Below are 24,701 nucleotides of genomic sequence, written 5' to 3' on the forward strand. Positions count from 1 at the left end.
CTGAACAATGCGATGACGGCAATACTGAGGATGGAGATGGTTGTGATTCAGAATGTCAGTTAGAAGAAGAGTTTTGCGGAGATAATATACCTCAAGCAGATTTGGGAGAACAATGCGATTACGGTAATATTGACTGTGATGAATGTACTCCTCCATATAACGGCGATCTATGTACTGCTGAATATGGCGAAGAATGTACATATTGTTCTAATGGATGTGAGGAAGTAACCCTTGCTGGCGGTTATTGCGGAGATGGAACACCAGATCCAGGGGAAGAAGAGTGTGATGACGGTATTAATAACGGTATAGTATGTGATCCTCCATATGACGGAGAATGTCAATATTGCTCTAACAGCTGTGAAATAGTGACAGTTGAAAGCAATCCTGGATATGATGTTTGCGACGATATTGATTGTCCGGCTGGTTATTATTGCGATCCTAATACAGAAGAATGTATAAGCGTTGAATGTGTTGATTTGTGGGATTGTGCGGCTTGCCATAGATGTGAATACGGCGAATGTATTCCTGATACAAGTTCTTCTCCTTTAAATGATGATTGTCCCGAAGGTTATCATTGCGATGATGGTGCCTGCATTGAGGACGAAGTTTGTAGCACCTGTCAAAGACGAGACGATAACTATATTTGCCGAAATATAACTACAGCCTGCGGGGAAGCTGATGACTGTGCCCAAGGCAGTTCTAATTATAGATGCGATAATGGCAACTGTGTTAGTTGTGAAAATTGTATTGGCGGTGACTGCGATATTGATGGAGAGTGTGTTGAGTGCAATAAAAGATGCGCTATAAGAGCAGATGGTAAATGTTTCTCTGAATATGATACATCCTGTGAGCATCTCTGTTTTGACTATTGCGGAAATACGATATGTAACAATGACTCAGAGAATTGCGGTACTTGTTCTGTAGATTGCGAATGTAATGCTGATGCTTGTGAAGAATGCAGCAACGGGGAGTGTGTAGTGTCATGTGATACCGATAATTGTTATGAATGTTTCAGAGGAGTGTGCACGCAGCAGTGTGCTACAGGCGAATGTTATAGTTGCGATGGCGCTGGTAACTGTGATTATCAATGCTCTGGATCCACGCCATATTGTGTTGGCGGTGACTGTGTAGAATGTATACAAGGTAGCTGTGGTACTGGTGATTGCTTAACATGCAGTAGTGGCCAATGCGTAAGCACATGCAGTAGTAGTCAATATTGCGATGGAAATGACAATTGTCTCCCTTGCCCTACTTGCGATAGTTTAAATTATGATTGCGGCAGCCGTAGTACTCCATGTGGAACACTAAATTGCGGAGAATGTACACCTTTTTCGTGTTTAATATGCGAATATGGGCAATGCGTAAGCGAATGCGATGATAATGAATATTGCGATGGTTTTGATTGCCAGCCGAACTGCGGGAATGGAACATGCGGTTCTGGAGAGGATTGCAGTACTTGTCCTGCAGATTGCGGTGAATGTTGTACGCCAGGTGATTATTATTCAAAAACATACTGTGAGGAAGATTGTGGAGGAGGAACATGTGCTTCATATTACGATCCACTCTATTCTACTGTAAGATGGGAGTGTAGTTGTCCGTAATAATAAATATCTTTTTTGTTGTGAGAAGTGTATCTAAATTTGCCTTTTCTGGAAAGAAGAGTTTACATTTCATAAAAGTATAATCTGAGTATAAAGATTTTATAACTAATATTATTTAAGTTAGCAAAAAGTTCTGATAAAGTAAGATTTCTCTACAGTTAACTCTTTAGGATTAGGTTAATATTTAATGCAATAAATAATATTAACACGGGGGTGTAGCTCAGCCGGGAGAGCATCTCGTTCGCAACGAGAAGGTCGGCGGTTCAATTCCGCTCACCTCCATAATTTGTAATTGAGTGATGGAGAAACATTATTTTTATAACCCGGGATTAAAAAAAGAAGATAGAGTTGTGTTATTAACGGAACAGGAGTTTTATCATTTAGATAGAGTGCTTAGATTAAAAGAATCTGATTCAGTTTATCTTCTTAATGGCAAAGGTCTTGTTGCTCAAGGAGAGATTAAGAGTAAAACAGAAACATCTGCTGAGATAATAATATTAAGCAACTCTTTTTTTAAGAAACCAAGGAATATTATTTTACTACAATCGTTAATAAAAAAGGATGCAATGGATTTGGTTATTGAGAAAGCTCAAGAACTGGGTCTTTCAGCTCTATGGCCTGTCATAGCTTCGAGATCCGTTGTTAAAATAGGGCATGGTAAAAAGAGTCAAAATAAACTGGAACGCTGGCAGAGAATAGCAATTGAGGCTATGAAACAATCGGGGAGCCCTTATTTAATGGAAATTTTGGAACCAGGGAGTTTTAGAGATATTTTAAGTAAATTGAGTAAAGAAGAATCTAAATATATCTTAAATAAATATGGTCAGGAAGCAAAAACGATAATAGGTTCGGATTTAGGCGATATCTTGCTTTTGATAGGTCCTGAGGGGGGTTTTACCGAAGAAGAGTATAAAGAAGCGGATTCTTATGGTTTTAAATCTATTAGCTTAGGTGAGAGCCGTCTTAGATCCGAGACAGCAGCAATATCTGCAGTATCAATCTTTAAATGCCTGATAAGCTAACCTATAGATGTATAATTTCTATCTAAAGACATTCGGCTGCAAGTTAAATCAATATGAGTCCCAACTTATAAGAGAGAACCTTACTCTTAACAATTGGCTTGAGGTTGAAAGTGTAGAACAATCCGATTACGTTTTAATTAATAGCTGCTGCGTTACTCATGATGCGGTAAGAGAGCTTAAGAGATTTATCCGCTCTGTGAAGCGTAAAAACTCTGCTTTAAAAATAGCCGTGCTGGGCTGCCTGGTCCAGCTCTACCCTCAGGAACTTCAGGATATAGAGTGCGATATCTTATCTAATAATAGAGAGAAGTTTGATCTATCAGGCAATTTAACTAAAGTCAAAGATTATATAGAAGGATTCAAGAATCATACCAGGGCATTTGTAAAAGTACAGGACGGCTGTAACAATAGATGCTCCTATTGCTGTGTTTGGATGGCCAGGGGCTCTTCTCGCTCAAGAGATAGAGGCCAGGTTTTAAATGAGATAGCTGCTCTATTAAGGTCAGGTTACAAGGAGATAGTTCTTACCGGCTGTTGTTTGGGCGATTTTGGTAAAGATAGAGGCTCTTCACTTTCTCAATTATTAAGTGAAATAAATGGGATAGATTCTGATTTTAGAATAAGACTAAGTTCTATTGAACCTCAGGATGTAGATAAAGAGCTGATAGAGTCTATAAGTAATTTTGATAAGATTGTACCTCATCTGCATATTCCTTTACAGAGCGGGTCGGATACGGTTTTAAAATTGATGGGCAGGAAATATGATAAAGAGCATTTTAGAGAGTTAGTGTTAAAACTTAAAGGTATGGATAGTTTTCAGTTTTCAACCGATATTATAGTTGGTTTTCCAGGAGAGAGAGAGGAAGATTTTAAAGATACGATAGAGCTATTGAAAGAACTTAGGCCTATTAGAGTGCACGTTTTTCCTTATAGTCTCAGACCTAAAACAGCGGCTTTTGAATTAGGTGGTAAGGTAACCGGAACTGTCTTATTGAGCAGGAGAAAAGAGGCTTTATCAGCGGCTCAAATTTTAATATTAGATAATTTAAAAGAACAAGTAGGCAAGAGATTTCAGGTTCTCATAGAGAGAAAGATAGGCAATTTCTGGGTGGGGTACAGCGAAAATTACATAAAGATTAAGTTTAGAGGTGATAGGGATTTTAAAAATAGATTGCTTTTGGTTAAAGCCGTAGATTTAGATTCAAACGATAGTGCTCTTTTAGCTGTTCCGCTGCATTGATTTGACTTAATTTCAATTAACTGCTATATTTCAAAAAATGGAAGATAGAGAATATCTCATAGCTTTAAATATGGTTGAAGGTTTAGGGTCGATCAGGATAACTAAATTACTGAACGGTTTTAACAGCGCAGAAGATATTTTTCGATCTGGTGAGAGTCGATTACAGAGTATAGCCGGTATAGGCAGAGAGCTCTCTTTACGGATAAGAAGCTTTAATATTAAAGCCCTGAAAGAGGAGTTAGAGCTCTCTAAGAAAGAGAATATTAAAATTATATCCATATTGGATGAAGATTATCCAGAAGACCTAAAGAATATACCGGATGCGCCTATTATTCTATATGTTAAGGGGGTATTGGATAATTCGGGTCTAAATATCGCAGTAATAGGCTCAAGAAAAGCAAGTTCTTATGGTTTATTGACGGCAGAGAGGCTCTCCGGGCAATTAGCTTCACTGGGTGTGACTATCATATCAGGTATGGCAAGAGAGATAGATAGCGCTGCCCATAAAGGAGCATTAAAAGCCGGGGGCCGGACAGTTGCTGTTTTAGGTTCGGGGTTACTTAATATTTATCCTCCTGAAAATGTTGAACTTGCAAAGCAGATAACTGGAAACGGCGCAGTAATATCAGAGTTTCCTTTAAAAACTTCACCTCTGCGTGAGAATTTTCCGCGCAGGAATCGGATTATTTCAGGCTTGAGCAAAGGTGTTATAGTAGTTGAGGCTGCTCTTCGTTCAGGGGCTTTAATTACAGCAGATCTTGCGCTTGACCAGGGTAGAGATGTTTTTGCTGTCCCCGGAGAGGTTGGTTCTCCTACATCTTGCGGAACAAACTATCTTATAAAGCAGGGGGCTAAGCTTGTTGATTCGGCAGAAGATATATTGGAAGAGTACGGTTAAAAAATAATCAGCATATTGATTGAATTGTTAAAAGGGGTTTATAGCAGGATGGTAGATTTGAATAGATTATTGCGTAGTTTAAAGATTAAAGGTATTATTAAGAACAGCCCGGGAGGATTATATAGGCCAAAATGAAGAAAACAAGTTTAGTTATTGTAGAATCACCTGCCAAAGCAAAGACTATCCAGAAGTATCTGGGCGATAAATTCCTTGTGCGGTCTTGTATGGGCCATGTCAGAGATTTGCCCAAAAGCAAGATGGGTATTGATATAGAGGGTGGATTCCAACCCCATTATATAATAATATCTCAGAAGAGGAAGGTAGTTAGTGGATTAAAGAAAGATGCTAAAGGTAAAGAGAATCTCTATCTTGCTTCCGACCAGGATAGGGAGGGAGAGGCTATCAGCTGGCATCTTGAGCATATATTAGCTGAAGATAAGAATGTATACCGGGTTGTATTTCACGAGATTACAAAGGAGGCGATTAAAGCCGCCTTCGATAATCCTCAGGAGATAGATTTAAACAAGGTTGATGCTCAGCAGGCCAGGCGTATATTGGATAGGATTGTGGGTTATAACTTAAGTCCGCTTCTCTGGAAGAAGGTTGGAAAGGGGTTAAGCGCAGGAAGGGTTCAATCCGTTACTCTGCGCCTTATTGCCGAACGTGAAAATGAGATTAAGAGCTTTCTTCCTCAAGAATATTGGGAGATAGAAGCTGATTTGAAGAAATATGATAGTGAAGAGAGTTTTAAAGCCAAACTTGTTAAAGTTCACGGCGAGAAGTCCGATTTGAAAAACAGAGATACTGCAGAGAAAATATTCAATGATTTAAAAGAGGCTGATTTTACAATAGATGAGATAAAGGATAAAGAGAAAAAGCAGAACCCTTCGGCTCCTTTTACGACGAGTACTTTACAGCAGGAGGCATTCAATAAATTAAAATTTTCTGCCAATAAGACAATGTTTCTCTCTCAGCAGCTTTATGAAGGCATAGATATAGGAGAAGAGGGGCCTATCGGTTTAATAACCTATATGCGTACCGATTCATTTAATATCGCAGAGAGTTTTATATCTAAGGTCAGAGAATATATTCCTCAGAATTTCGGCAATGATTATTTGCCCGATAAACCTAAAAAATATAAGAAGAGAGGCCGTTCTCAGGCAGCCCATGAAGCGATAAGGCCGACATCTGTCAGTAGATCTCCAGATGAGATATCTATATATCTAACACACGATCAGCTGCAGTTATATGATTTAATCTGGAAGAGGACTCTTGCATCTCAGATGAACCCGGCTAAATATATGGCCCGGTCGGTAGATATAGGAGCAGAGTATTGTATATTTAGAGCAAACGGAAGAAAGCTTATCTTTGATGGTTATACTGTTCTATATCCAAAAGACGAGACCAGTATATTACCTGAACTAGAAGAGGGTGAGAGACTCAAAATAGTTGAGCTTATCCCTTCGCAGCATTTTACAAAACCTCCTCCAAGATATACCGAAGCTTCTTTGGTAAAGATAATGGAGGAGAGAGGCATTGGGAGACCTTCTACTTATGCACCTACTATTCAGATATTAACCGTTAGAGATTACATCTATAAGCATTCCGGTCAGTTGGTCCCTACCGAGCTTGGTATAATCGTAATAGAGCTTCTGATAAGCCACTTCCCTAAAATACTCGACGTCGGTTTTACAGCACACGTAGAGGAAGATTTAGACAGGATTGAAGAGGGGGAGGTTCAGTGGGATAGTGTAGTGGCTGAATTTTATCAACCATTCTTGGAACAGTTAAAAGAGGCTCAGGATAAGATGCCCAGTGTAAAAGACGAAATTATTCAGACAGATGAAATTTGTGAAATCTGCGGTAGTCCTATGGTCGTTAAATGGGGGAGAAACGGCCGTTTTCTAGGTTGCTCCGGTTATCCGGAATGTAAGAACTCAAAAGCTATTACAACCGGAGTCAGATGTCCTCAGGAGGGATGCAGCGGTGAACTTGTTAAAAAAAAGAGCGGGAAAGGCAGGCTATTTTACGGCTGCAGCAACTATCCGAATTGCACATTTACCAGCAGTAGATTGCCGAACGACTCTTAAGGCCATTGTTATCTGATAGGTGAAAAAATAAATGACGAAAGAAGAAAAATTTTTAAAATATTTGAGAATAGAGAGGGAGTTTTCTTATTATACATCAAAGAGCTACAGAGAGGATCTAGATATATTCAACCAGTTTTTAAATAATAAGGACCCTAAAGAGACTACATATCTTGATATTAGAAGATTTATAGCGTATTTAAGAACAAAAGGAGATTCAAAGAGAACTATTTCACGAAGGCTCTCATGTCTTAGAAGTTTTTTTAAGTTTCTTATTCGGGAAGGTTACGTTAAGAAAAACCCTATGCTTGCAATAAGCGGGCTTAAGCTGGATAAGCCCTTGCCTAAATTCCTCTCTTATCAGGATGTCAGTCATCTCTTAGACAAAATAGAGAGAGGAGATTATTTTACAATAAGAGACGCAGCAATGTTAGAGACGGTTTATTCAACCGGTATAAGAGTAAGTGAATTGGTTAATTTAAATACCGTAGATGTTGATTTTATATCCGGACTCTTAAAGGTTTATGGAAAAGGTAAAAAAGAGCGGCTTCTTCCTGTAGGCTCAAAAGCATTGAAAGCCATTAAGTTATATCTGGATAAAAGAGTCTCTTCGGGCTTCGGTTCTAAGAGTGTGCTTTTTTTAAATAAGAGAGGGGAGAGAATTACAGAGAGAAGTATTGGAAGAATTATTAAAAAATATGCCTTGCAAGCCGGAATAGATATAGATATATCGCCTCATACCTTACGTCATACTTTTGCTACTCATCTTCTAGATAGAGGTGCTGATCTCAGGAGTGTTCAGGAGCTTCTTGGTCATGCCAGTCTCTCTACAACTCAAATATATACTCATTTAACTTTAGAAGGATTAAAAAGGGTTTATGAAAAAAGTCATCCCCGGGCTTAGCTTCAAGATAGCTCTAAATATTCTGTACTTTCTGTTTCTTCCGTCCGTTCTGGCAATCTATATCATAAGAGGTAAATATCACTCTGGATGGCTGGAACGGGTCCTGCTTGGTCACTGGAGAGAGATCATCAAAGAACGGGATAGTCTAATCTGGATACATGGAGTAAGTTTAGGTGAGGCAAGAGAGGCTATACTTTTATACCGCAAGTTAAAAGAGAAGAGATCCAATTATAAATATCTTTTAACGACGGTAACAGAGGTTGGACAGAAGTTTATAAAGCAGCATATAGATAGAGAGGATTACAGCGCTTATCTTCCTCTCGATCTCTCTTTCTTGATTCGCCGTGTTCTCAGTCATCTTAAGATAGAGCTGGTATTAATATTGGAGACAGAGCTTTGGCCTAATTTTATAATAGGTTTGAAAGAGCGCAGTATCCCCGTGGGGCTGATCAATGCCAGGATATCTAAGAAATCTTTTCCTCGCTATAGGCTGATTAAGACTCAGATTGGGAAAGTCTTAAACCAGCTGGATTTCATATCCAGCAGCGGCGATATGACAACTTTAAAGCTGGACTCTCTGGGGTTTAAAAATAGAGAGTATATTTTTGAAGGCAATATTAAATTTGATTTAAATCTGCCTTCAGTTAAAAGAGATTCTCGGATAGAAGATTTGAACCGTATTTTGAAACAGAATAACCAGAAACTTTTTATTGCTGGAAGCACACATGGAGAAGAGAGTATATTTTTATCTCGGTGTTTTCTGCAGCTTAAGAATAGCTACCCGGATTGGAAATTTTTGATAGCTCCCAGGCAGCTGATAGAACTGGAGAGCTTAAAGAATTTTTTAAGAGCAGGCGGTTACAGGTGGAGCCTCTTCTCTTTGGGGTTTCAAGCTGAGTCTGAACAGGACATATATATAATGGATGAGGTTGGTTATCTGCCGGCCCTATATAGCCTATCTGAAGCTGTATTTGTTGGAGGAAGCCTTCTTCCTTATGGAGGCCATAATATTATCGAGCCGGCTGTTTTTAAAAAACCAATTCTTATAGGGCCTTATTATCATAATTTTAAAGAGATTGTGGATGAGTTTTTAAAGGAAGAGGCGGTATTAATAATTAGAAAGGAGAGTCTATTATCTTCTATGGAGAGAATATTTTCTCAACAGAGCCTGAGGGAGCTATATGGCCGGAGAGCTTTTGGAGTTGTAGAGAAAAATAGAGGCGGCTTAAAAAAAGTAATAGATTTTGTCTGCTCACGATATATATGAAAGCAGCATATAAGAAAAAATATTTAAAGATCATATTCTCTGATAATAGAAAATATTTCATCCTATTCTTCTTGCTAAGCTCTCTCTCTCTCCTCTATGGTTCTGTTATTACAATCTTGAGATCTAGAAGGAGCAGGTATAAATACAAGTCTAAAAAACCTGTTCTATCTGTTGGGAATATAACATGGGGTGGTACCGGTAAGACTCCGCTTGCAATAGAGCTTGGTAATTATATTAAATCTGCGGGGTTTAAATTAGGTGTTATTCATCACGGCGGAGCAGCGGGGGATGAGGTGGCCCTTTTAAAGCAGAACATTCCCGGCGCTAGAGTCCTCCAGAGTACTTCAAAGTTAGCTGCATTGATAGAGTTAGAGAGAGATAGTGAGATAGATATCATTCTTATAGACGATGGGTATCAGAATTGGAACATTGAAAGAGATTTAAATATTCTCTGTCTCAACTTTAGAAAGCCTTTTGGCAATGGGTTTCTGATTCCAAGAGGCAGCTTAAGAGAGAGATGTTCCGCAATTAGCAGAGCAGATATTATAATGGTTAATAAGGTCAGGAACCAAGAGAGTTTTATCTATACCTCAAATATTAAAAGATATAATTCTCATGCGCCTCTGGTCTTTACAAAGTATAAGATTAAAGAGCTATATGATGTTTTTAACCAAACTCAGCTCTGTATGCAGGATATCTTCAGAATAAGAGCCAGTTTTATTACTGCAGTTGCTGATGCTGAGTATGTGAAGACTATCCTTGTGAATATGAATATAGATATTAAAGATGGATTTATCTATCCCGACCACCATCTTTTTAGAGAGGAAGATCTGGTTTCAATAAAAAATAATATCGCAGAAGATGTTAAAGCGATATTTATTACAGAGAAGGATTATGTAAAAATTAAAGATAATTTAGAATTTGTCAAAGATGTTTTTAATGATAAACTTTTAATTCTCTTTAAGATAGGTTTAGAGTATCTGGATAATGAAAAAGCGCTTTTTGGAAGACTGGATATTTTATTGGATAGCCTTAGCAGTTAAAGGCTTTTTCAGCCTCTTTCCTTACCGGTTAGGAGTTGGCTTTGGAGCAGGCGTTATATATCTGCTGTCGTTTTTTTATAGCCGCAGGTTTGACGTTGCGTACATGAATTTAAAATCTGCTTTTCCGTGTAAATATCCTGCTGAAATAAAATGGTTAATCAGGCGCTCAATATTAAATCTTGGGCTCTCTTTTATGGAATTTATCTTATCGGTTAAATTAAATAAAGAGCGTTTAAGCAGTTTGGCGGATTTCAAAGGCAGGGAGAATTTAAATAAAGAGCTTGGTTCAGGTAAGGGTATTATCTTTCTTACAGCGCATTATAACAACTGGGAGATTCTCCCTTTCTTAAGTGCTGTTTTAGGATGCAACTGTCATGTTATTGCAAGAGAGCAAAAATATGTCAGGCTCAACATGCTTCTTAATAGATACCGCAGCAGGTGGGGCTCCGTTGTTGTCGAGAAAGGGTTCAGCCTTAAAGCAATATTTAGAGCCTTAAGAAAAGCTGAGGTTATAGGGATTCTAGCCGATCAGAGTGCTGGCAAGAAAGGTATTCAGGTGAAGCTGCTAGATAGATATGCTTCTACGAATCCAGGCTTTATCTCTATTGCAAGGTCGACAGGAGCTGTTGTTATACCTGTTTTTTTAAGAAGGAAGAGCCTCTTCAGGCATGATATGGATATCTATCCCAGCATGGATTTGAATAAGCCCGGCAGAGAGATACTATCTGATTATAACAGGATTCTAGAGTCATATATTAGGAGAAATCCTGAACAGTGGCTATGGTTTCATAAAAAGTGGAAATACTCTTTAAATAAAAAGATATTGATTTTATCCGATTCTAAGCCGGGTCACTTTAAACAGTCCCGTATGGTGGCAGAAGAACTTAAAAAAACATTAGAGAGAAGGAATGCCCTTGAGTGGAACGCAGACGATCCAGGGTTAGTATCAATATCTGAAGTAGTTGTAAATTGGAAAAATCGTTTCTCAAAAAATATATTACATGTTTTAGGGGTATTTGCTTCATCTAAGGCGCAGGGTAGGTTGGCATTTTTAAAGTTTTTTATAGCTCCAGACAGTTATAGAGCTCTTATAAAGGATAAATATGATTATATAATAAGTGCCGGTTCATCGATGGTGGTTTTGAATCTACTTCTCAATATAGAGAATAGAGCTTTCAATATTCATATTTTGAATCCTGGAATTTATAAAAATAGATTTAGGTTATCTCTTGTTCCAGAACATGACGGGATAGAGGGAGAGAATGTTTTTTCTTATAAGGGTGCATTGGCTGAGAAGAGAGAAGTTGAGATAGATTCTGCAGAGAAATATCTTGAGGGGCTGGATTTAGATCAGAATGCTTTAAAAATATCTGTTCTTATAGGCGGTAATCCAAAAAGCTCCAAGAGCTATGCCGGCGGTGTTAAAGAGCTCTTCTCCCGTCTTGATTCTTTAAGTAAAGAGAGAGAGGTCAATCTTTTAGTAACTACCTCAAGAAGAACATCTCAAGAGTTAGAACTGTTTTTAAAAAACTCTCTCTCTTCTAAAAACTATCTCAAAGCTCTAGTTATAGCCAATGAGTATAATCCTTCCGGAGCATACAATGCTATACTTGATAGTGCTGAGATAGTCTTCGTTGGCGCAGATAGCATATCGATGGTTTCAGAAGCCCTGGCTTTTGCAAAAAACGTAGCTGTTTTTAAGGCCGGAAAGATCAAAAGTAAGAATGAGCGTTTAATTCAAAGTCTTAAGAGAGAAGGCTTTCTCAGCGTATTAGAGCCGCAGAATTTAGGGTGTTTTGATATGGGGTCTTTGGAGGATAGGAAGGTTAAAGTTCTGGATAATAGAGCCATGATAGCTGATCTTTTGGAAAGAGTATTATGAGAGTATTACAGATTCTACCGGAGTTAAACCTTGGAGGAGTCGAAAAGGGTACTATTGAACTGGCTAAGTATCTTGCTCTTAACGGTCATTATCCTATAGTCATCTCCAACGGAGGTAAGTTAGAGAGGGATTTACAGGAATTTGGAGTTAAGCATTATAAACTGCCTGTAAATAAAAAGTCTCTCAGCACTCTCTTGCTCTTACCCAAGCTGATCAGGATTTTCAACAAAGAGCAGGTTGATATTGTACATGCAAGATCGCGTGTTCCAGCATTAGTTGCCTATCTTGCTTTTAAAAGATATTTTGCCGGAGTTAATCTGACAAGGCTCTTAACCCAGGTTCCATCTTTTATAACAACTGCGCATGGCTATTACAGTAACCATGCTTTCAGCCGCATAATGGCAAAAGGTAAGATTGTTATCTCTCCGAGCAGAGTAATAGCTAAACATATGATAGAGGATTTCAATGTTCCTCTGGAAAGAATAAGGTTGATACCTAGAGGGGTCAATCTCTCTGATTATGAGTTTATTCTTCCAACAGATAAAGACTGGCAACATCCGGTTTTTGCTATTATAGCGAGACTCTCTCCTATAAAAGGTCATATAGAGTTTATCAAAGCTTTTAGAGAAGTCCTGCATTTTAAACCTTTTGCAAAGGCCTGGATCATCGGTGCTCCTTCGCCGGGCAAGGAAGGGTACCTAAAAGAGCTGGAGGTTTTAATTAAGAGATTTGGACTTGAAAATGCAGTTGATTTTTTAGGCAGAAGATATGATATTCCGGATCTGCTTAAGAAGATAAACGTAGTAGTTCAACCATCTAGAATACCAGAATCTTTCGGCCGGGTTATAATAGAGGCTCAGGCGGCCGGGGTGCCTGTTGTTGCAAGCTCTCTCGGGGGTTACAGAGAGATTATAGAAGAGGATGAAACCGGGTTTCTCGTTCCATCCCGAGATCCAAAATTGCTTGCAAAATGCTTAATAAAAATAGTTAAAGATCCTTATGTTTGCGATAAGATGGCCAAGATAGCCAGAGATAGAGTGGAGAGCAGATATAGTTTAGATAAAGTAAATAAGGATATTGTCAATGTCTACAAAGAGTCCGGGAAGAGATTGGTTGTATTGATTATAAAGTTTGGAGCTTTAGGCGATGTAATACTCTCAATACCGGGGATTAAAGCTTTGCGGCAGAAGTTTCCGGATGCAAAGCTCTGCCTTCTGACTACAGCGGCTGTGGCGGATATTTTTAAAGACTGTCCATATTTAGATAAATTGTTGATATATTCGGATAGAGGTTTTAAATACTGCGGCATCTTCCGCTCTATTAACAGTATCAGGAGGATAAATCCCGACATATCGATAGATTTACAGAATAACAAAATCTCTAGGCTGATTGCATTCTTTTCGAGCATATATCAGAGGTATGGTTTTGCTAATGCTAAATTCTCTTTTCTGCTCAACAGAGCGCAGAGATTGCCTAATACTCCCCTTCTACCAGTCGAGCACCAGTCCTATCTTTTATCTAAACTTGGAGTAAGAGGGCTTAATAAGGAGCTGGAGCTCTGGGTAGATAGGGATGCGCTGGAGAGAGTGGATAATTTTTTAAGAGCCCACTGGATAAGTAAAAAACAGCCTTTAGTCGCAATCAATATTGCAGCTAGCAGTAGATGGGCATCTAAAAGATGGTCTCTTGGTAAGGTGATTGCTTTGATTGATGAGCTTGGTTCCCGCAATATAAGGTTCGTAATAACAGGTTCTCCTTTAGATAAGGATGCAGCTTTACAGATTATGAAAGCTTGTAAAAATAAGCCTATTGATGCAGTGGGCAAAACAGAGATACCGTCTTTGATAGCTTTAATTAAAAGATGCAGCATGCTCCTTACTTCTGATAGTGCGCCTTTACATATAGCGGCTGCTGTTAAGACTCCGGTTCTTGGTCTCTTCGGGCCAACTGATCCATTGCGTCATCTTCCTTCCGGAGCCGATGTCTATTTTATTAAGAAAGAACTAAACTGCAGCCCTTGCTATAAGAACTCATGCAGGAAAAAGGTAACTTGTATGAGTATGATTACGATAGAAGAGGTTAAAAATAAGATTTTAAATATTCTTGATATGGAGAGAGATGAAAATTCTGCTGCTTAATAATCATTTTAATACAGGAGGAGTAACGAGTTATATTTTAAACTTGAGAAAAGGACTTAAATCTTTAGGTTCTGAAGTCTGCGTTGCTTCTACAGGAGGGGATTTAGAAGAGGTTTTGGAAGGTGAGCATATAAATATACCCCTCAAGACAAAGTCTGAAATAAGCTATAAGATACTCCGCTCTTTTGATATCTTGGCTCCATTTTTAAAAGGTGTGGACTTGGTCCATGCAAATACCAGGGTAACGCAGGCTCTGGCAAGATATATTAATTTCAGGACCGCGGTTCCCTATCTTACGACCTGGCATGGTTATCATCGAGTAAAGATGAAACATAGATTTTTTCCTTATTGGGGAGAGAGGGTAATAGCCGTAAGCGGTTTTGTCAGAGAGCACTTAATAGAGGATTTTAAGCTCCCCTCTTCTAAGATAAGTCTGATATATAACGGCATTGATCTATATAACTTTAAATCTTATCAGTATAAAAAAGAGGTTCTCTTAGAAGGCTTTGGAATAAAAGAGGGCTCTTTTGTAGTCTCTGCTTTAGGCAGACTTTCCGATGTTAAAGGTTTTGATTATCTCTTGGAGGCTTTTGGTGTTTTTAATAATAGGTATCCTCAAAGTATTCTTCTCTTAGCCGGGGAAGGTAGAGAGAGAGATGTTATAGAGGATAGGATTACAGGGCTAGGTTTAAATCAAAATATTAAGCTGTTGGGGCTGGTGTACGATATTAGAAAGTTTTTAGCCGTCTCCGATATCTTTATTCAACCCTCTGTTATGGAGGGGCTGGGGATATCTCTCTTAGAGGCTCTTGCAATGGGGCTGCCTGTTATTGCGACAGAGGTTGGGGGTATTCCTGAAATTGTTAAAAACAATTATAATGGTCTTCTAATAGAACCTAAAAGTCCAGATGCGCTAGTAGCTGCACTTTTTAAGTTAAGAGAGGATAGCCCTTTAAAAACCGAGCTTTCCGGGAATGCATTTAAGAGCGTGAATAAATTTTCTTATACCGATATGGCTAATAAAACTTATAGAGTCTATAAAGAGATTAAAGATGAAATCTAAAATTAAAATTATTTTAACAATCGGTCTTCTTCTTCTTCTTATAGGTTTATCGGCAACTGTAATTATTTTTTTATCCGATAAATATGTTCCTCCTGTATTGATGTACCATAACATCGATTATAACCATATGCATTCTAAGCTTAGTGTCTCTCCTGAGGATTTCAGGAGACAGATGGAGTTTATAAGAGATAATTACCGGCCTCTCAGATTGGCCGATCTTAGCAGGAAGATAAAAGAAGGTAGAGCCGTTGAGCGCGGAGATATTGCTGTAACATTTGATGACGGGTATGAGAATAATTATAGCTGCGCTTTTCCTGTACTTAAAGAGTTAGGTATTCCAGCCACTATATCTTTAATATTTGATAAGATTGGAGAGAGAGGCTACTTAAATCAAGAGCAGATAAGAGAGATGAAAGAGAGCGGATTAATAGATTTCAGTTCCCATACGCTTTCGCACAAATTTTTGACCGATTATAGTTTGGATATTATAAGTAAAGAGGTATTTGATTCTAAAAAGAAGTTGGAAGATATGTTTTGCTGGGATTTTGAAATCTTTGTCTATCCCGGGGGCAGGTTTAATTCAGAGATCAAATCTTTAGTAGAAGAGGCGGGTTATTATGCTGCCTATGCTACTTCTCCGGGTGAGCAATTTGACAATGATGATATCTATGCTTTAAAACGTGTCAGAATATCCAGAAGTTCTCATAACCCCTGGGTTTTCTGGTTCTACTCCTGCGGCGATTATACCTGGATTAAAGAGTGGCGAGATGAGGATTGAGATTTAGATCAGATGAGGATTCTAATTGTAAATGTAAATTGGATAGGAGATATTCTATTCTCTACATTTTTAATCCGTTGTATCAAAAAAAGTTTCCCCAATTCATATCTTCTGACTTTAGTTCCTGAAAATGGCGCTAAACTGCTTGAAGGTAATCCTTATCTGGATGGTATTATAGAGTTTGACCCGTTTAGTGAGAGAGGTTTTACCGGTTTTGATATCTCTTTGATAAGAAAACTCAGGAGTTACAATTTTAGTCATTCATTACACCTGCATAGGTCTCTATCAAGAAAGTGCTATGCTTATTTTGGAGGGATAAAAAATAGAATAGGGTACAATGAAAAACTAAACTCTTTTCTATTAACCCAGTCTTTGACCTCTCAAAGAGACAGAGTACATCGGGCATTGTATTACTTTAATTTAGGTTCTGTTATAAACATAGCTGATGATAGTAATGGCTTAGATATCTTTATCAGAGATGAAGAACTAGAGAGAGCAAGAGAAGTCTTAGCATCTCATAAGATAGATCGATTCTGCCTGATGCATATTGGAGCTAATTGGCAGGCTAAGAGGTGGCCTTTTGATTATTATTCTGAACTCATAAATCTTATAATTAATAAATATAATATCAAGGTTCTTTTAACTGGAACAGGGCAGGATGTTCAGGGTGCAGATTATATAGTCGCTCATTCTAACCCTGAAGTCTTGTCATTAGCAGGAAAGACTACCTTAAGAGAGTTAATATCGTTGATTAAATTGAGTCAGGTCTCTATAACAGTAGACAGCGCACCGTTACATATTGCGGCGGCTTTTAAAAAACCTCTGATTGGGATATTCGGTCCGACCGATGATAAGCTTACGGGTCCTTTTCGCCCTGAGGGTAAGACTATTATTTTAAAAGAGAATATAGATTGCTCTATACCTTGCTATAAAGATATCTGTCCCTACGATTATATATGCATGAGAAAAGTTAAACCTCAATCTGTTCTGAATGCTGTTGGCAAAGTTCTAAGATGAGGAGGTTTAAAAAAAGTTTTTTTTTGCGTTCAGCTGATAGAGTTGCAAAGGATATTTTAGGCAGCTGCCTTATTCGCAATTTTAGTTCTGAAGAGAGAGCCATAGTCAAAATAGTTGAGGTTGAAGCCTATATGGGTGTTAAAGATAAAGGTTCTCATTCTTACAGGGGGAGAGTTACAGAGAGAAATAAGGTTATGTATATGGAGGGAGGGCTCTTCTATGTCTATAAGATATATGGTATCTATCATTGCTTAAATGTTGTTGTAAACAAGAGAGATATACCCCAGGCAGTATTTATAAGGGCGGTTGAGCCTTTGGATGGTATAGAGTTTTTAAGGAAGAATAGAGGTTTTAAAGAGTCTAATTCGAAAAATATAAAAAATTTAACAGATGGGCCCGGCAAGCTTACTCAGGCCCTAAAGATAGGTCTTAATTTTAACGCTTCTAATGTTCATGCTAAGGAGCTATACATATCGGAAGATAGTAGATCCAAAAAAGGACAGATAGTTGCAACCAAGAGGTTGAATATAGATTACGCAGAAGAGTGTAAGGATTTACCGTTAAGGTTCTATCTAAAAGGGAGCAGGTTTATATCTGCTAAATAATTCTATCTCTAGGAGAGGATTCTTTGTCTTACAATAGAGAGCTTGAGAAGCTGCCGCCTAAGTTTATTGAAAAACTGTCTAGGATTTTTAATCCTTCTCTTTTTCAACGTGTTGCTAGGACATTTAATATCAAACGTCTGAACACTTTTAGGGTAAATACAATTAAAATCGATCGTTCAGCATTAATATCTGAATTAAAAAGAAATAATATTAAAGTAAAGAATGTAAATTGGTATAGAGATGCTTTTATTCTGCTTAAGCCGGAGCTGAATGAGTTTGCCAAGAGAGACCTCTATTTAGACGGTAAGGTCTATGTCCAAAATCTATCCAGCATGCTGCCGCCTCTCATTCTTAATCCCGGCAGCTCTGACTATGTCCTGGACTTGACCGCAGCGCCTGGGAGTAAGACAACTCAGATGGCAGCTATGATGCAGAATAAGGGTGGGATTCTGGCTTTTGAAAAGAACCCGGTAAGGTTTGAAAAGTTAGCAGCCAATCTAAGGTATCAAGGTGTAGTAAATACAGAGTTAAAGAACGAAGATGCACTTGGTATCTGGAGAGATTATTCCGATAAATTTGACAAAGTTCTTCTGGATGCCCCTTGTAGTGCAGAGGGCAGGTTTAATATTTCAAGAGCTAAGACATATCGTTATTGGAATCAGATTAGAGTTAAGCGGATGGCTAAAAAACAGAAAGGTCTTATAAGGACTGCTTTTGAAGCTCTGAAACCAGGAGGGCTATTGCTTTACTCTACCTGCACTTTCTCTCCTGAAGAGAATGAATCCGTAGTAAATTATCTGATTAGGAAATATCCTTTTTGCTGTAAGATTGAGCCTGTTAATTTAAGAGTTAAAAATATTTTACCTGCGCTTAGTTCTTGGAATGGTGTCGATTTTGCCAAGGATATTAAAAATTGCATTAGAGTGATTCCCGGTGAATTTATGGAAGGATTCTTTATTGCGCTTCTGCGTAAAATCAAATCCCATCACGAATATTCTAATTAAATATAAGGTTCTGTAGTATTCTATTTACACTTGCAGGTATAAGGGTGTATTTAGGGTTCTTTATAGTTCCGGTTATCTTGATCTTATGGAATAATTCTTGAATCCCTATGGATAAGATCTCTCCTATCTTGCCAAGAGAAGAGCTTACCTCTTCTGCATTCTCTTCTTGTGGAAATTCGGTTATTAAAGTTAAATCAAGATTGCCTGCTGTATTGATAGCTCCAGACAATACCAAGTTAACATAGTCTGAGATGAATATTGACTCCGGACTTTGCAATATCTCTTCTTGGAAGCTTAAGCTGCCCTTACCTTGAGTGAACGATATTTCACTTAACTCCGGTCTATTTATTAGAGAAGCTATCTGAGATAGAAATTTAAATCTACCTAAATTTCCCTCTCTAAATTCCCATTTGCAGGTTCCCAGCATAGATCCTAAATCTTTTAAATGTCCTTTTATAGCCGAATTGGCGAATAATAATGCATTACCGATATCTTTATCGAAAAATGGTTGAATTAACTTCTTAACTTCATAATTTCTAATGTATATATCAAGTTTGAAAGGAATTTGGTTTTCAATAGTAAAGTTGCCCATTGCTTGGATAGAGCTTGTTCTATCACCTAAGTATAGGTTTTCTATTAAAATATTTTTATTATCTACTTTTAAATCTATGCTGCCTGATTTTGCAATTATGTTTTTATCGTAAGATGTATCGCTTAGCACTAAATAAGCGTCAGCAGTTAACCCCTTATCTTTAATGTTATATTCTAAATTAAAATGTTCTATTTCTATATTGGACCCTATCTTACCGAAGCGAGAATCTTTTGGTATATCCATATATCCGAGCACTCTCTTAATATCGGTTGAACCCTTGCCTGCTAGCTGCAAATCTTGAGTATCAATTTCGTAGTGTCCGTTTACGTGCAACATAGATTTATTTTTATAGACACTTGTTTTAAAATTTATTGCATTCGAGATTTTTTTTATTTCACCAACGGAATGAAAAAGTTCACTTACTATGTTAAAATTAAGGGTGGGGTGCATCTTTAAATTGGTAATCTCTGCTGTTCCCTGCCAGATAATATTGTCATTTATGAATTTTAAATCAGTTATCTCTATTTTCTCCAGATCGGTTTCTGCGGTTAAACTGCCTTTCTCTATAATGGGTTTATTCTCTTTGATATCTAACAGGCTAAAGCTATTAACCGATACAATCAAAGACGGGATTTTATTCTTCAATATATAGTCGGTATTTACTTCAGATGACACCAATTTAAGGTTTGGTAAATTTAATTTCAGATGCTTTGCGTAAAGGTTGATTTTTAAATCCATATCTTTACCGGAAGTTGATCTTAAAAAGAGAGTAATCTTACACGTTCCTTCTAAATCTTTGAGTTGGTCTAGTAATTTGACATTTTCTATCTCTGAAACGATATTGAGTAATTTTTCAATAGGTTCTTTGGATGTTTCTATAGAGAGTAAGAAGTCTTTAGTTTTGATATCGTAGACAGAATCAATGATGTTAAAATTAAGTTTGTATTTATCTATTTGGACTATTCCTGAGCCTGTGAATTCACCCTGTTTATTTATCAATGCTGTTAGGTTTGGACGTATGCTCAGATTATAGATAAATATGGTCTCTCTCTGGTAGCTCATCTCTATCTTTGGGAAGATTACCCTGAATATGGCAAGGCTCGGTTTCTCTATCTTGAAGTTGTAAGGGGTATTTTCTGAAAGGTATTTTTCTAAACTAACAATTGCATTAGGTAGAAGCTGTTTCTGAAGATAGAGATACCCGGATATAGCAGCTATTGAAATAAAAATGGCTATAGATATTGCTATTTTTTTCATCCCAATTAATCTAACGCAATCTATCTTTGTTTACAAGAGTAATTACATCTAGACCTGTAAATATGAGAATATCTTATTTAAGCAAAAAGATGCGGTAAACCTTTAATTAGAGAAAATGTATTGGGTTGCTTTGGTTGTGCGAGGTTGTACTGACGGAGAAATAGAATTTGTTTTTAACAGTAAACCAGTGAAATATAGAATAATAAGCGGTTATCTTTTTCATATATAACTTGAAATTTGTCTTCTTTTATAATATATATATAACCTAAAGAAAAGGCCCTATCGTCTAGCTCGGTCTAGGATATCGGACTCTCATTCCGGCGACACGGGTTCAAATCCCGTTAGGGCCGCTTAAAGTCAGCAATTATGTTTTTTATAAAGAGAAAGAGGAGGAAAAGGATGAGTCATACAGGATGCCCGGTTTTAAATAACATTGAAAGTTATTATCAGGGCGAAAAGATATTAGAGAATAAGTACGGGTTTTTTGCAAATGACGGCCGAGAGTATATATTAAAATCTCCCAAGACTCCTATGCCTTGGATGAATGTGATAACAAACCCTGATTATGGGGCTGTTTTTTCACAGACCGGATGCGGTTTTAGCTGGTGGGGCAACTCTCAGATCTCACGTTTAACAACCTGGGTTCAAGATTTGGTCAGAGATGAATGGGGAAAGTTTCTATATTTAAGAGATAATGAAGAGAATGATTTCTGGTCTCTTTTCTATAAGCCTTGTCAGGTTGAGTTTGATAAGTTTGAGCTTCGCTACGGGATAGGTTATATTACATACCACACTGAATACAGGGGAATAGAGAGTACTATTACAATGTTTGTCCCTCAGGACTCTCCGCTTGAGATCTGGAAGGTAAAGATCAAAAATCTCTCTGATAAATCAAGAAGCTTAAGTATGTTTAGTTATCTGGAATGGTGTCTTGGTAATGGAACTGATACTCATAGAGAGTTTCAAAAAACATTTATCGAAACATCTTACAATGAAGAGTTAAATAGTATATTTGCAGCGAAGAGGAAAATGCCCGTTCCTTCTTTTATATCAACCGGTTTAAAAGAGTTTACAGGGGATGGTTTTCATAGTGTCAGCGTAAAGCCTTCAGGATATGAGGGTGATAAGAGGAACTTCTTTGGACGCTATAGGTCTTTTGCTAACCCTGAGAGCGTAGAGAAAGGAGAGCTTTCAAATAAAATTGGCAAGTGGAATGATTCAATAGCCAGTTTGAAAATCGATTTAGAGCTCAACCCGGGCGAAGAGAAAGAATTAATTTTTCTTACCGGTTTTAATGAAAATGATAATAAGACAAAGGATTTAATAAAGAGATACTCTGATTTAGAAAATGTTGAGCAAGAGTTCAGCAGGACTGTTAATTTCTGGGAAGGGTTCTTAGCACCTCTTCAAGTAGAGACCCCAGACAAGTCGTTCGATGTTTTAACGAATTATTGGCTTCGTTATCAGGCTATTGCTGCACGTATTTGGGCCAGAACCGCCTATTACCAATGCAGCGGCGGCTATGGTTTTAGAGATCAGCTGCAGGACTCTTTGGTATTTCTGCCTCTTAAGCCGGAGCTTACTAAAAAACAGATCTTGCTTCATGCAAAGCATCAATTTAAGGATGGAACAGTATATCATTGGTGGCATCCATTGCTTGAGGTGGGAGCCAAGACAACTATGACAGATGATCTGCTTTGGATGGCATACCTCAGTCTCTTCTATATCAAAGAGACTGGAGACTACTCTATTTTAGATCAGCCTCAGCCGTATGTAGACGATGAGAACGAAGAGACTCTATACGAGCATTGCGTAAGGGCGATAGATTTAGTCTTATTGCGTTTCTCAGAGAGAGGCTTGCCTTTAATAGGCGAAGGAGATTGGAATGACGGGATGAGTTCTGTAGGGCTAAAGTGGAAAGGAGAGAGTATCTGGTTAGGACACTTCTTATACAAGGTGCTCCAGGATTTTGCTTCCCTTTGCCAGAAAAGGTCTGATAAAGAGAGAGCAGAAAATTATTTAAAAAGAGCAGAAGATCTAAAAAAAGCAATAAATAAATATGGTTGGGATGGAGAGTGGTTTATAAGAGCTACTAAAGATAGCGGTGAGATTATGGGTAGTGAGAGCTGCGAAGAAGGCAAAATATTCCTCAATGCTCAAACCTGGGCCGTAATGCATAATACAACTGATGAGGATAGAAAAAAGAGAGCAATGGAGAGCGTTAAAAAACATCTGCTCCATGATTATGGTCCGATACTTTTCCACCCTGCGTATAAAAAACCAGATCCTACGATAGGGTACTTGTCTCGCTATGCTCCAGGGGTTAGAGAGAATGGCGGTGTATATACTCATGCAGCTTGCTGGGCTATTATTGCAGAGTGCGTCCTTAAAAATGGGGATATGGCTTATGATGTCTACTCCAGGTTCTCTCCAGCAAAACGGGGTATGGACCCTGAATTGTATTGTGTAGAACCTTATGTGACTTCAGGTAATGTAGATGGCCCGGATTCAGAGAATTATGGACGTGGAGGTTGGACTTGGTATTCCGGAAGCGGCTCCTGGTTCTTCCATGCAAGTACAGACTGGATTCTTGGGGTAAGAGCAGAGATTGATGGGCTCTTGATAGACCCTTGTATCCCTTCTAGTTGGAGTGGTTTTAAAATAAAAAGAGTTTTTAGAGGTTCAACCTACAATATAGAAGTTGATAATTCAAGTGGAGTATCAACTGGGGTAAAAGAAATCTACCTTGATGATATAAAGCAAGAATCTAATATCCTAAAGCCTCTCTCTGATGGTAAAGAGCATGAGGTAAGGGTTGTTATGGGTTAGAAGTTTGAGAATTAAGAAAAAATTAACTCCTATTCTGGTTGTTTTATTAGTTGGAATAGGGTTTTTAATTTATTCAGACAGTAAAAAGAAAACTTTTTCAGCTGATACAGCTAATAAACCCCCTTCTAAAGACGAGAGAATTCCGGCAAAAGATTTTAGCTTCCAGGGTTTAAATGGGGTAGACTATGATCTCTCAGATTTTAAGGGTAAGATAATAATAGTTAACTTTCGGACTATAAGCTGCAGTGCTTGTGATATCGAGATGGATTTTTTAAAGACTTTTATTCCTTCTATAGATAGAGCTAAGGTAGAGTTTATACCGCTTTTTTTGGGAGATAAAAAACTTGCTATTGAACGTTATTTAAAGCAGAAAGGCGCAGATTTTCCGGTTTATTACGATGATTATGGATTATCGGCCCTTAAGTACGGTGTATTTGGCTTACCTAACTCCTTTGTTATTGATAAAAATTTTAGGGCTGTTGCTAAGATTCCTGGAGCTATAGACTGGAATCAACCTGAGATAATCGATTTTATAGAGGCTTTAATCAATGAATGAGATATCATTCATTATGGCTTTTTTAGGCGGAGTATTCTATTTTTTCTCACCCTGTATTTTACCGCTCATTCCTTCTTTTCTCTCTTTTATAAGCGGTATCTCTTTTAATGAGATGAAAGAGGACCCCGGTTGTTTACGTAAGAGAATGGTTGTATATACCCTCTTTTTTCTATTAGGCTTCTCTTGTATATTTATATCACTGGGTCTTGGAGCTTCTCTGTTGGGTGAGATTATATTTAGATTAAAGTTCCCCGTTCAGAGAGTAGGCGGAATAGTAATAGTTTTGTTGGGACTCTATGTTTTGTTTTACAGCAAATTAAAATTCTTACCCACGCTGAATTTTTTACCGCGGAAGAAACCGGCAGGAATAGTGGGTATAATATTTGTCGGGGTAGTGTTTGCATTCAGCTTTACTGCTTGTGCTACTCCTTACTTGGCTGCTGTTTTGACAGTTGCAAGTATAAAAGCCAATCTATTTAGAGGGTTTTTATTGTTACTCTTTTTCTCCTTAGGCCTCTCTCTGCCTTTTCTGGTATCTGCTTTATCATTATCATGGTTTCTCACTCTATTTGGCAAGATTAAGAAGCGTCTAAGAGTAATTGAAATAGCAGCCGGCTCTATGCTTATCCTCTTCGGTCTCTATATTTTTAGCGGTAGAGTTTAACCCTCTATAATCAAACGGGTCTGTAATGTTTTGTCCAATAAGAAGTTTTTTACAAATTTGACAAAGTATTTATTATGTGCGATAAATAAGTCAAGGGTTTGGCCACCGGTGGGGGGCACTAAAAAAATAGACCAGATTTTAGATCTGGTTTTTTGTTTTGCCAGAGGGGGGACTTGAACCCCCACCCCCTTACGGAGACGTGATTTTGAATCACGCGCGTCTGCCATTCCGCCACCCTGGCTTAAATTATCGTA

The 24,701-nt window shown here is 37.9% G+C and carries 19 protein-coding genes and 3 tRNA genes; 20 read left to right on the top strand and 2 right to left on the bottom strand.

Going from position 1 to position 24,701, the window contains the following annotated elements; genetic code table 11:
* The 16 genes from P9L98_05760 to P9L98_05835 form a co-directional block, all read left to right on the top strand.
* Positions 1–1,601: hypothetical protein (locus P9L98_05760; protein ID MDP8216803.1), on the top strand; the 1,601-nt coding region annotated here is incomplete at its 5' end.
* 209 nt (positions 1,602–1,810) lie between these two features.
* Positions 1,811–1,883, top strand: a tRNA-Ala gene (locus tag P9L98_05765).
* Positions 1,884–1,900: 17 nt separating this feature from the next.
* Complete coding sequence (locus tag P9L98_05770) at positions 1,901–2,623, top strand: RsmE family RNA methyltransferase (GenBank protein ID MDP8216804.1); 723 nt, start codon at positions 1,901–1,903, stop codon at positions 2,621–2,623.
* A 7-nt stretch (positions 2,624–2,630) separates the two neighbouring features.
* On the top strand, positions 2,631–3,863 hold the full coding sequence (gene mtaB, locus P9L98_05775; protein ID MDP8216805.1) for a tRNA (N(6)-L-threonylcarbamoyladenosine(37)-C(2))-methylthiotransferase MtaB: 1,233 nt from the start codon (positions 2,631–2,633) through the stop codon (positions 3,861–3,863).
* A 37-nt stretch (positions 3,864–3,900) separates the two neighbouring features.
* On the top strand, positions 3,901–4,761 hold the full coding sequence (dprA, locus tag P9L98_05780) for a DNA-processing protein DprA (GenBank protein ID MDP8216806.1): 861 nt from the start codon (positions 3,901–3,903) through the stop codon (positions 4,759–4,761).
* Between the two features lie 131 nt (positions 4,762–4,892).
* The gene (gene topA / locus P9L98_05785) at positions 4,893–6,851 is read left to right on the top strand and encodes a type I DNA topoisomerase (GenBank protein MDP8216807.1); all 1,959 of its coding nucleotides are present in this window, start codon (positions 4,893–4,895) and stop codon (positions 6,849–6,851) included.
* Between the two features lie 31 nt (positions 6,852–6,882).
* Positions 6,883–7,752: a tyrosine recombinase XerC gene (gene xerC, locus P9L98_05790; protein MDP8216808.1), complete on the top strand. Its 870-nt coding sequence runs from the start codon at positions 6,883–6,885 to the stop codon at positions 7,750–7,752.
* Positions 7,727–9,019, top strand: a complete 1,293-nt coding sequence (locus P9L98_05795) for a glycosyltransferase N-terminal domain-containing protein (GenBank protein ID MDP8216809.1) — start codon at positions 7,727–7,729, stop codon at positions 9,017–9,019. The genes xerC and P9L98_05795 overlap by 26 nt, the downstream gene beginning before the upstream one ends.
* On the top strand, positions 9,016–10,062 hold the full coding sequence (lpxK, locus tag P9L98_05800; GenBank protein MDP8216810.1) for a tetraacyldisaccharide 4'-kinase: 1,047 nt from the start codon (positions 9,016–9,018) through the stop codon (positions 10,060–10,062). Before P9L98_05795 ends, lpxK begins: the two co-directional genes overlap by 4 nt.
* Entirely contained in the window at positions 10,007–11,944 is a 1,938-nt protein-coding gene (locus P9L98_05805; GenBank protein MDP8216811.1) for an ELM1/GtrOC1 family putative glycosyltransferase, read from the top strand. The genes lpxK and P9L98_05805 overlap by 56 nt, the downstream gene beginning before the upstream one ends.
* Entirely contained in the window at positions 11,941–14,082 is a 2,142-nt protein-coding gene (gene pelF / locus P9L98_05810; protein ID MDP8216812.1) for a GT4 family glycosyltransferase PelF, read from the top strand. The genes P9L98_05805 and pelF overlap by 4 nt, the downstream gene beginning before the upstream one ends.
* Positions 14,063–15,145, top strand: coding sequence for a glycosyltransferase family 4 protein (locus P9L98_05815; protein ID MDP8216813.1), 1,083 nt, complete (start codon positions 14,063–14,065; stop codon positions 15,143–15,145). The genes pelF and P9L98_05815 overlap by 20 nt, the downstream gene beginning before the upstream one ends.
* A complete protein-coding gene (locus P9L98_05820) occupies positions 15,135–15,923 on the top strand; it encodes a polysaccharide deacetylase family protein (protein MDP8216814.1) in 789 nt (262 codons plus the stop codon). The genes P9L98_05815 and P9L98_05820 overlap by 11 nt, the downstream gene beginning before the upstream one ends.
* Positions 15,924–15,935: 12 nt before the next feature.
* The gene (gene waaF / locus P9L98_05825) at positions 15,936–16,940 is read left to right on the top strand and encodes a lipopolysaccharide heptosyltransferase II (protein MDP8216815.1); all 1,005 of its coding nucleotides are present in this window, start codon (positions 15,936–15,938) and stop codon (positions 16,938–16,940) included.
* Positions 16,937–17,545 (top strand): DNA-3-methyladenine glycosylase, encoded by a 609-nt coding sequence (locus P9L98_05830; GenBank protein MDP8216816.1) that lies wholly within the window; start codon positions 16,937–16,939, stop codon positions 17,543–17,545. The genes waaF and P9L98_05830 overlap by 4 nt, the downstream gene beginning before the upstream one ends.
* 23 nt (positions 17,546–17,568) lie before the next feature.
* Positions 17,569–18,549 carry an RsmB/NOP family class I SAM-dependent RNA methyltransferase gene (locus P9L98_05835; GenBank protein ID MDP8216817.1) on the top strand — a complete coding sequence of 327 codons (981 nt, stop codon included), beginning with the start codon at positions 17,569–17,571 and terminating at the stop codon, positions 18,547–18,549.
* Here the strand turns inward: P9L98_05835 and P9L98_05840 are convergent.
* On the bottom strand, positions 18,542–20,398 hold the full coding sequence (locus P9L98_05840) for a hypothetical protein (GenBank protein ID MDP8216818.1): 1,857 nt from the start codon (positions 20,396–20,398) through the stop codon (positions 18,542–18,544). The two genes, P9L98_05835 and P9L98_05840, sit on opposite strands and share 8 nt — an antisense overlap.
* Positions 20,399–20,673: 275 nt before the next feature.
* On the opposite strand from P9L98_05840, the gene P9L98_05845 reads away from it, so the two are divergent.
* The 4 genes from P9L98_05845 to P9L98_05860 all read left to right on the top strand — a co-directional run bounded on the left by P9L98_05845 (position 20,674) and on the right by P9L98_05860 (position 24,447).
* Positions 20,674–20,748: transfer RNA gene (locus P9L98_05845), tRNA-Glu, on the top strand.
* Between the two features lie 49 nt (positions 20,749–20,797).
* Positions 20,798–23,227: a glycosyl transferase family 36 gene (locus P9L98_05850; protein ID MDP8216819.1), complete on the top strand. Its 2,430-nt coding sequence runs from the start codon at positions 20,798–20,800 to the stop codon at positions 23,225–23,227.
* Positions 23,228–23,231: 4 nt separating this feature from the next.
* Complete coding sequence (locus P9L98_05855; protein ID MDP8216820.1) at positions 23,232–23,783, top strand: TlpA disulfide reductase family protein; 552 nt, start codon at positions 23,232–23,234, stop codon at positions 23,781–23,783.
* Positions 23,776–24,447 carry a cytochrome c biogenesis protein CcdA gene (locus tag P9L98_05860; GenBank protein ID MDP8216821.1) on the top strand — a complete coding sequence of 224 codons (672 nt, stop codon included), beginning with the start codon at positions 23,776–23,778 and terminating at the stop codon, positions 24,445–24,447. The genes P9L98_05855 and P9L98_05860 overlap by 8 nt, the downstream gene beginning before the upstream one ends.
* Positions 24,448–24,605: 158 nt before the next feature.
* On the opposite strand, the gene P9L98_05865 is transcribed toward P9L98_05860, so the two are convergent.
* Positions 24,606–24,688 (bottom strand) — tRNA-Leu (locus P9L98_05865).
* Positions 24,689–24,701 lie beyond the last annotated feature (13 nt).

It is taken from the genome of Candidatus Kaelpia imicola, assembly GCA_030765505.1.
GTDB lineage: Bacteria > Omnitrophota > Gorgyraeia > Kaelpiales > Kaelpiaceae > Kaelpia > Kaelpia imicola.

Coding starts and splice junctions, on each gene's coding strand:
- P9L98_05860 (MDP8216821.1), top strand. CDS start 23,776: ATGAATGAGATATCATTCATTATGGCTTTTTTAGGCGGAGTATTCTAT.
- P9L98_05850 (MDP8216819.1), top strand. CDS start 20,798: ATGAGTCATACAGGATGCCCGGTTTTAAATAACATTGAAAGTTATTAT.
- topA (MDP8216807.1), top strand. CDS start 4,893: ATGAAGAAAACAAGTTTAGTTATTGTAGAATCACCTGCCAAAGCAAAG.
- pelF (MDP8216812.1), top strand. CDS start 11,941: ATGAGAGTATTACAGATTCTACCGGAGTTAAACCTTGGAGGAGTCGAA.
- P9L98_05815 (MDP8216813.1), top strand. CDS start 14,063: ATGAAAATTCTGCTGCTTAATAATCATTTTAATACAGGAGGAGTAACG.
- waaF (MDP8216815.1), top strand. CDS start 15,936: ATGAGGATTCTAATTGTAAATGTAAATTGGATAGGAGATATTCTATTC.
- P9L98_05840 (MDP8216818.1), bottom strand. CDS start 20,398: ATGAAAAAAATAGCAATATCTATAGCCATTTTTATTTCAATAGCTGCT.
- xerC (MDP8216808.1), top strand. CDS start 6,883: ATGACGAAAGAAGAAAAATTTTTAAAATATTTGAGAATAGAGAGGGAG.
- P9L98_05820 (MDP8216814.1), top strand. CDS start 15,135: ATGAAATCTAAAATTAAAATTATTTTAACAATCGGTCTTCTTCTTCTT.
- P9L98_05805 (MDP8216811.1), top strand. CDS start 10,007: ATGAAAAAGCGCTTTTTGGAAGACTGGATATTTTATTGGATAGCCTTA.
- lpxK (MDP8216810.1), top strand. CDS start 9,016: ATGAAAGCAGCATATAAGAAAAAATATTTAAAGATCATATTCTCTGAT.
- P9L98_05770 (MDP8216804.1), top strand. CDS start 1,901: ATGGAGAAACATTATTTTTATAACCCGGGATTAAAAAAAGAAGATAGA.
- P9L98_05795 (MDP8216809.1), top strand. CDS start 7,727: ATGAAAAAAGTCATCCCCGGGCTTAGCTTCAAGATAGCTCTAAATATT.
- mtaB (MDP8216805.1), top strand. CDS start 2,631: ATGTATAATTTCTATCTAAAGACATTCGGCTGCAAGTTAAATCAATAT.
- dprA (MDP8216806.1), top strand. CDS start 3,901: ATGGAAGATAGAGAATATCTCATAGCTTTAAATATGGTTGAAGGTTTA.
- P9L98_05830 (MDP8216816.1), top strand. CDS start 16,937: ATGAGGAGGTTTAAAAAAAGTTTTTTTTTGCGTTCAGCTGATAGAGTT.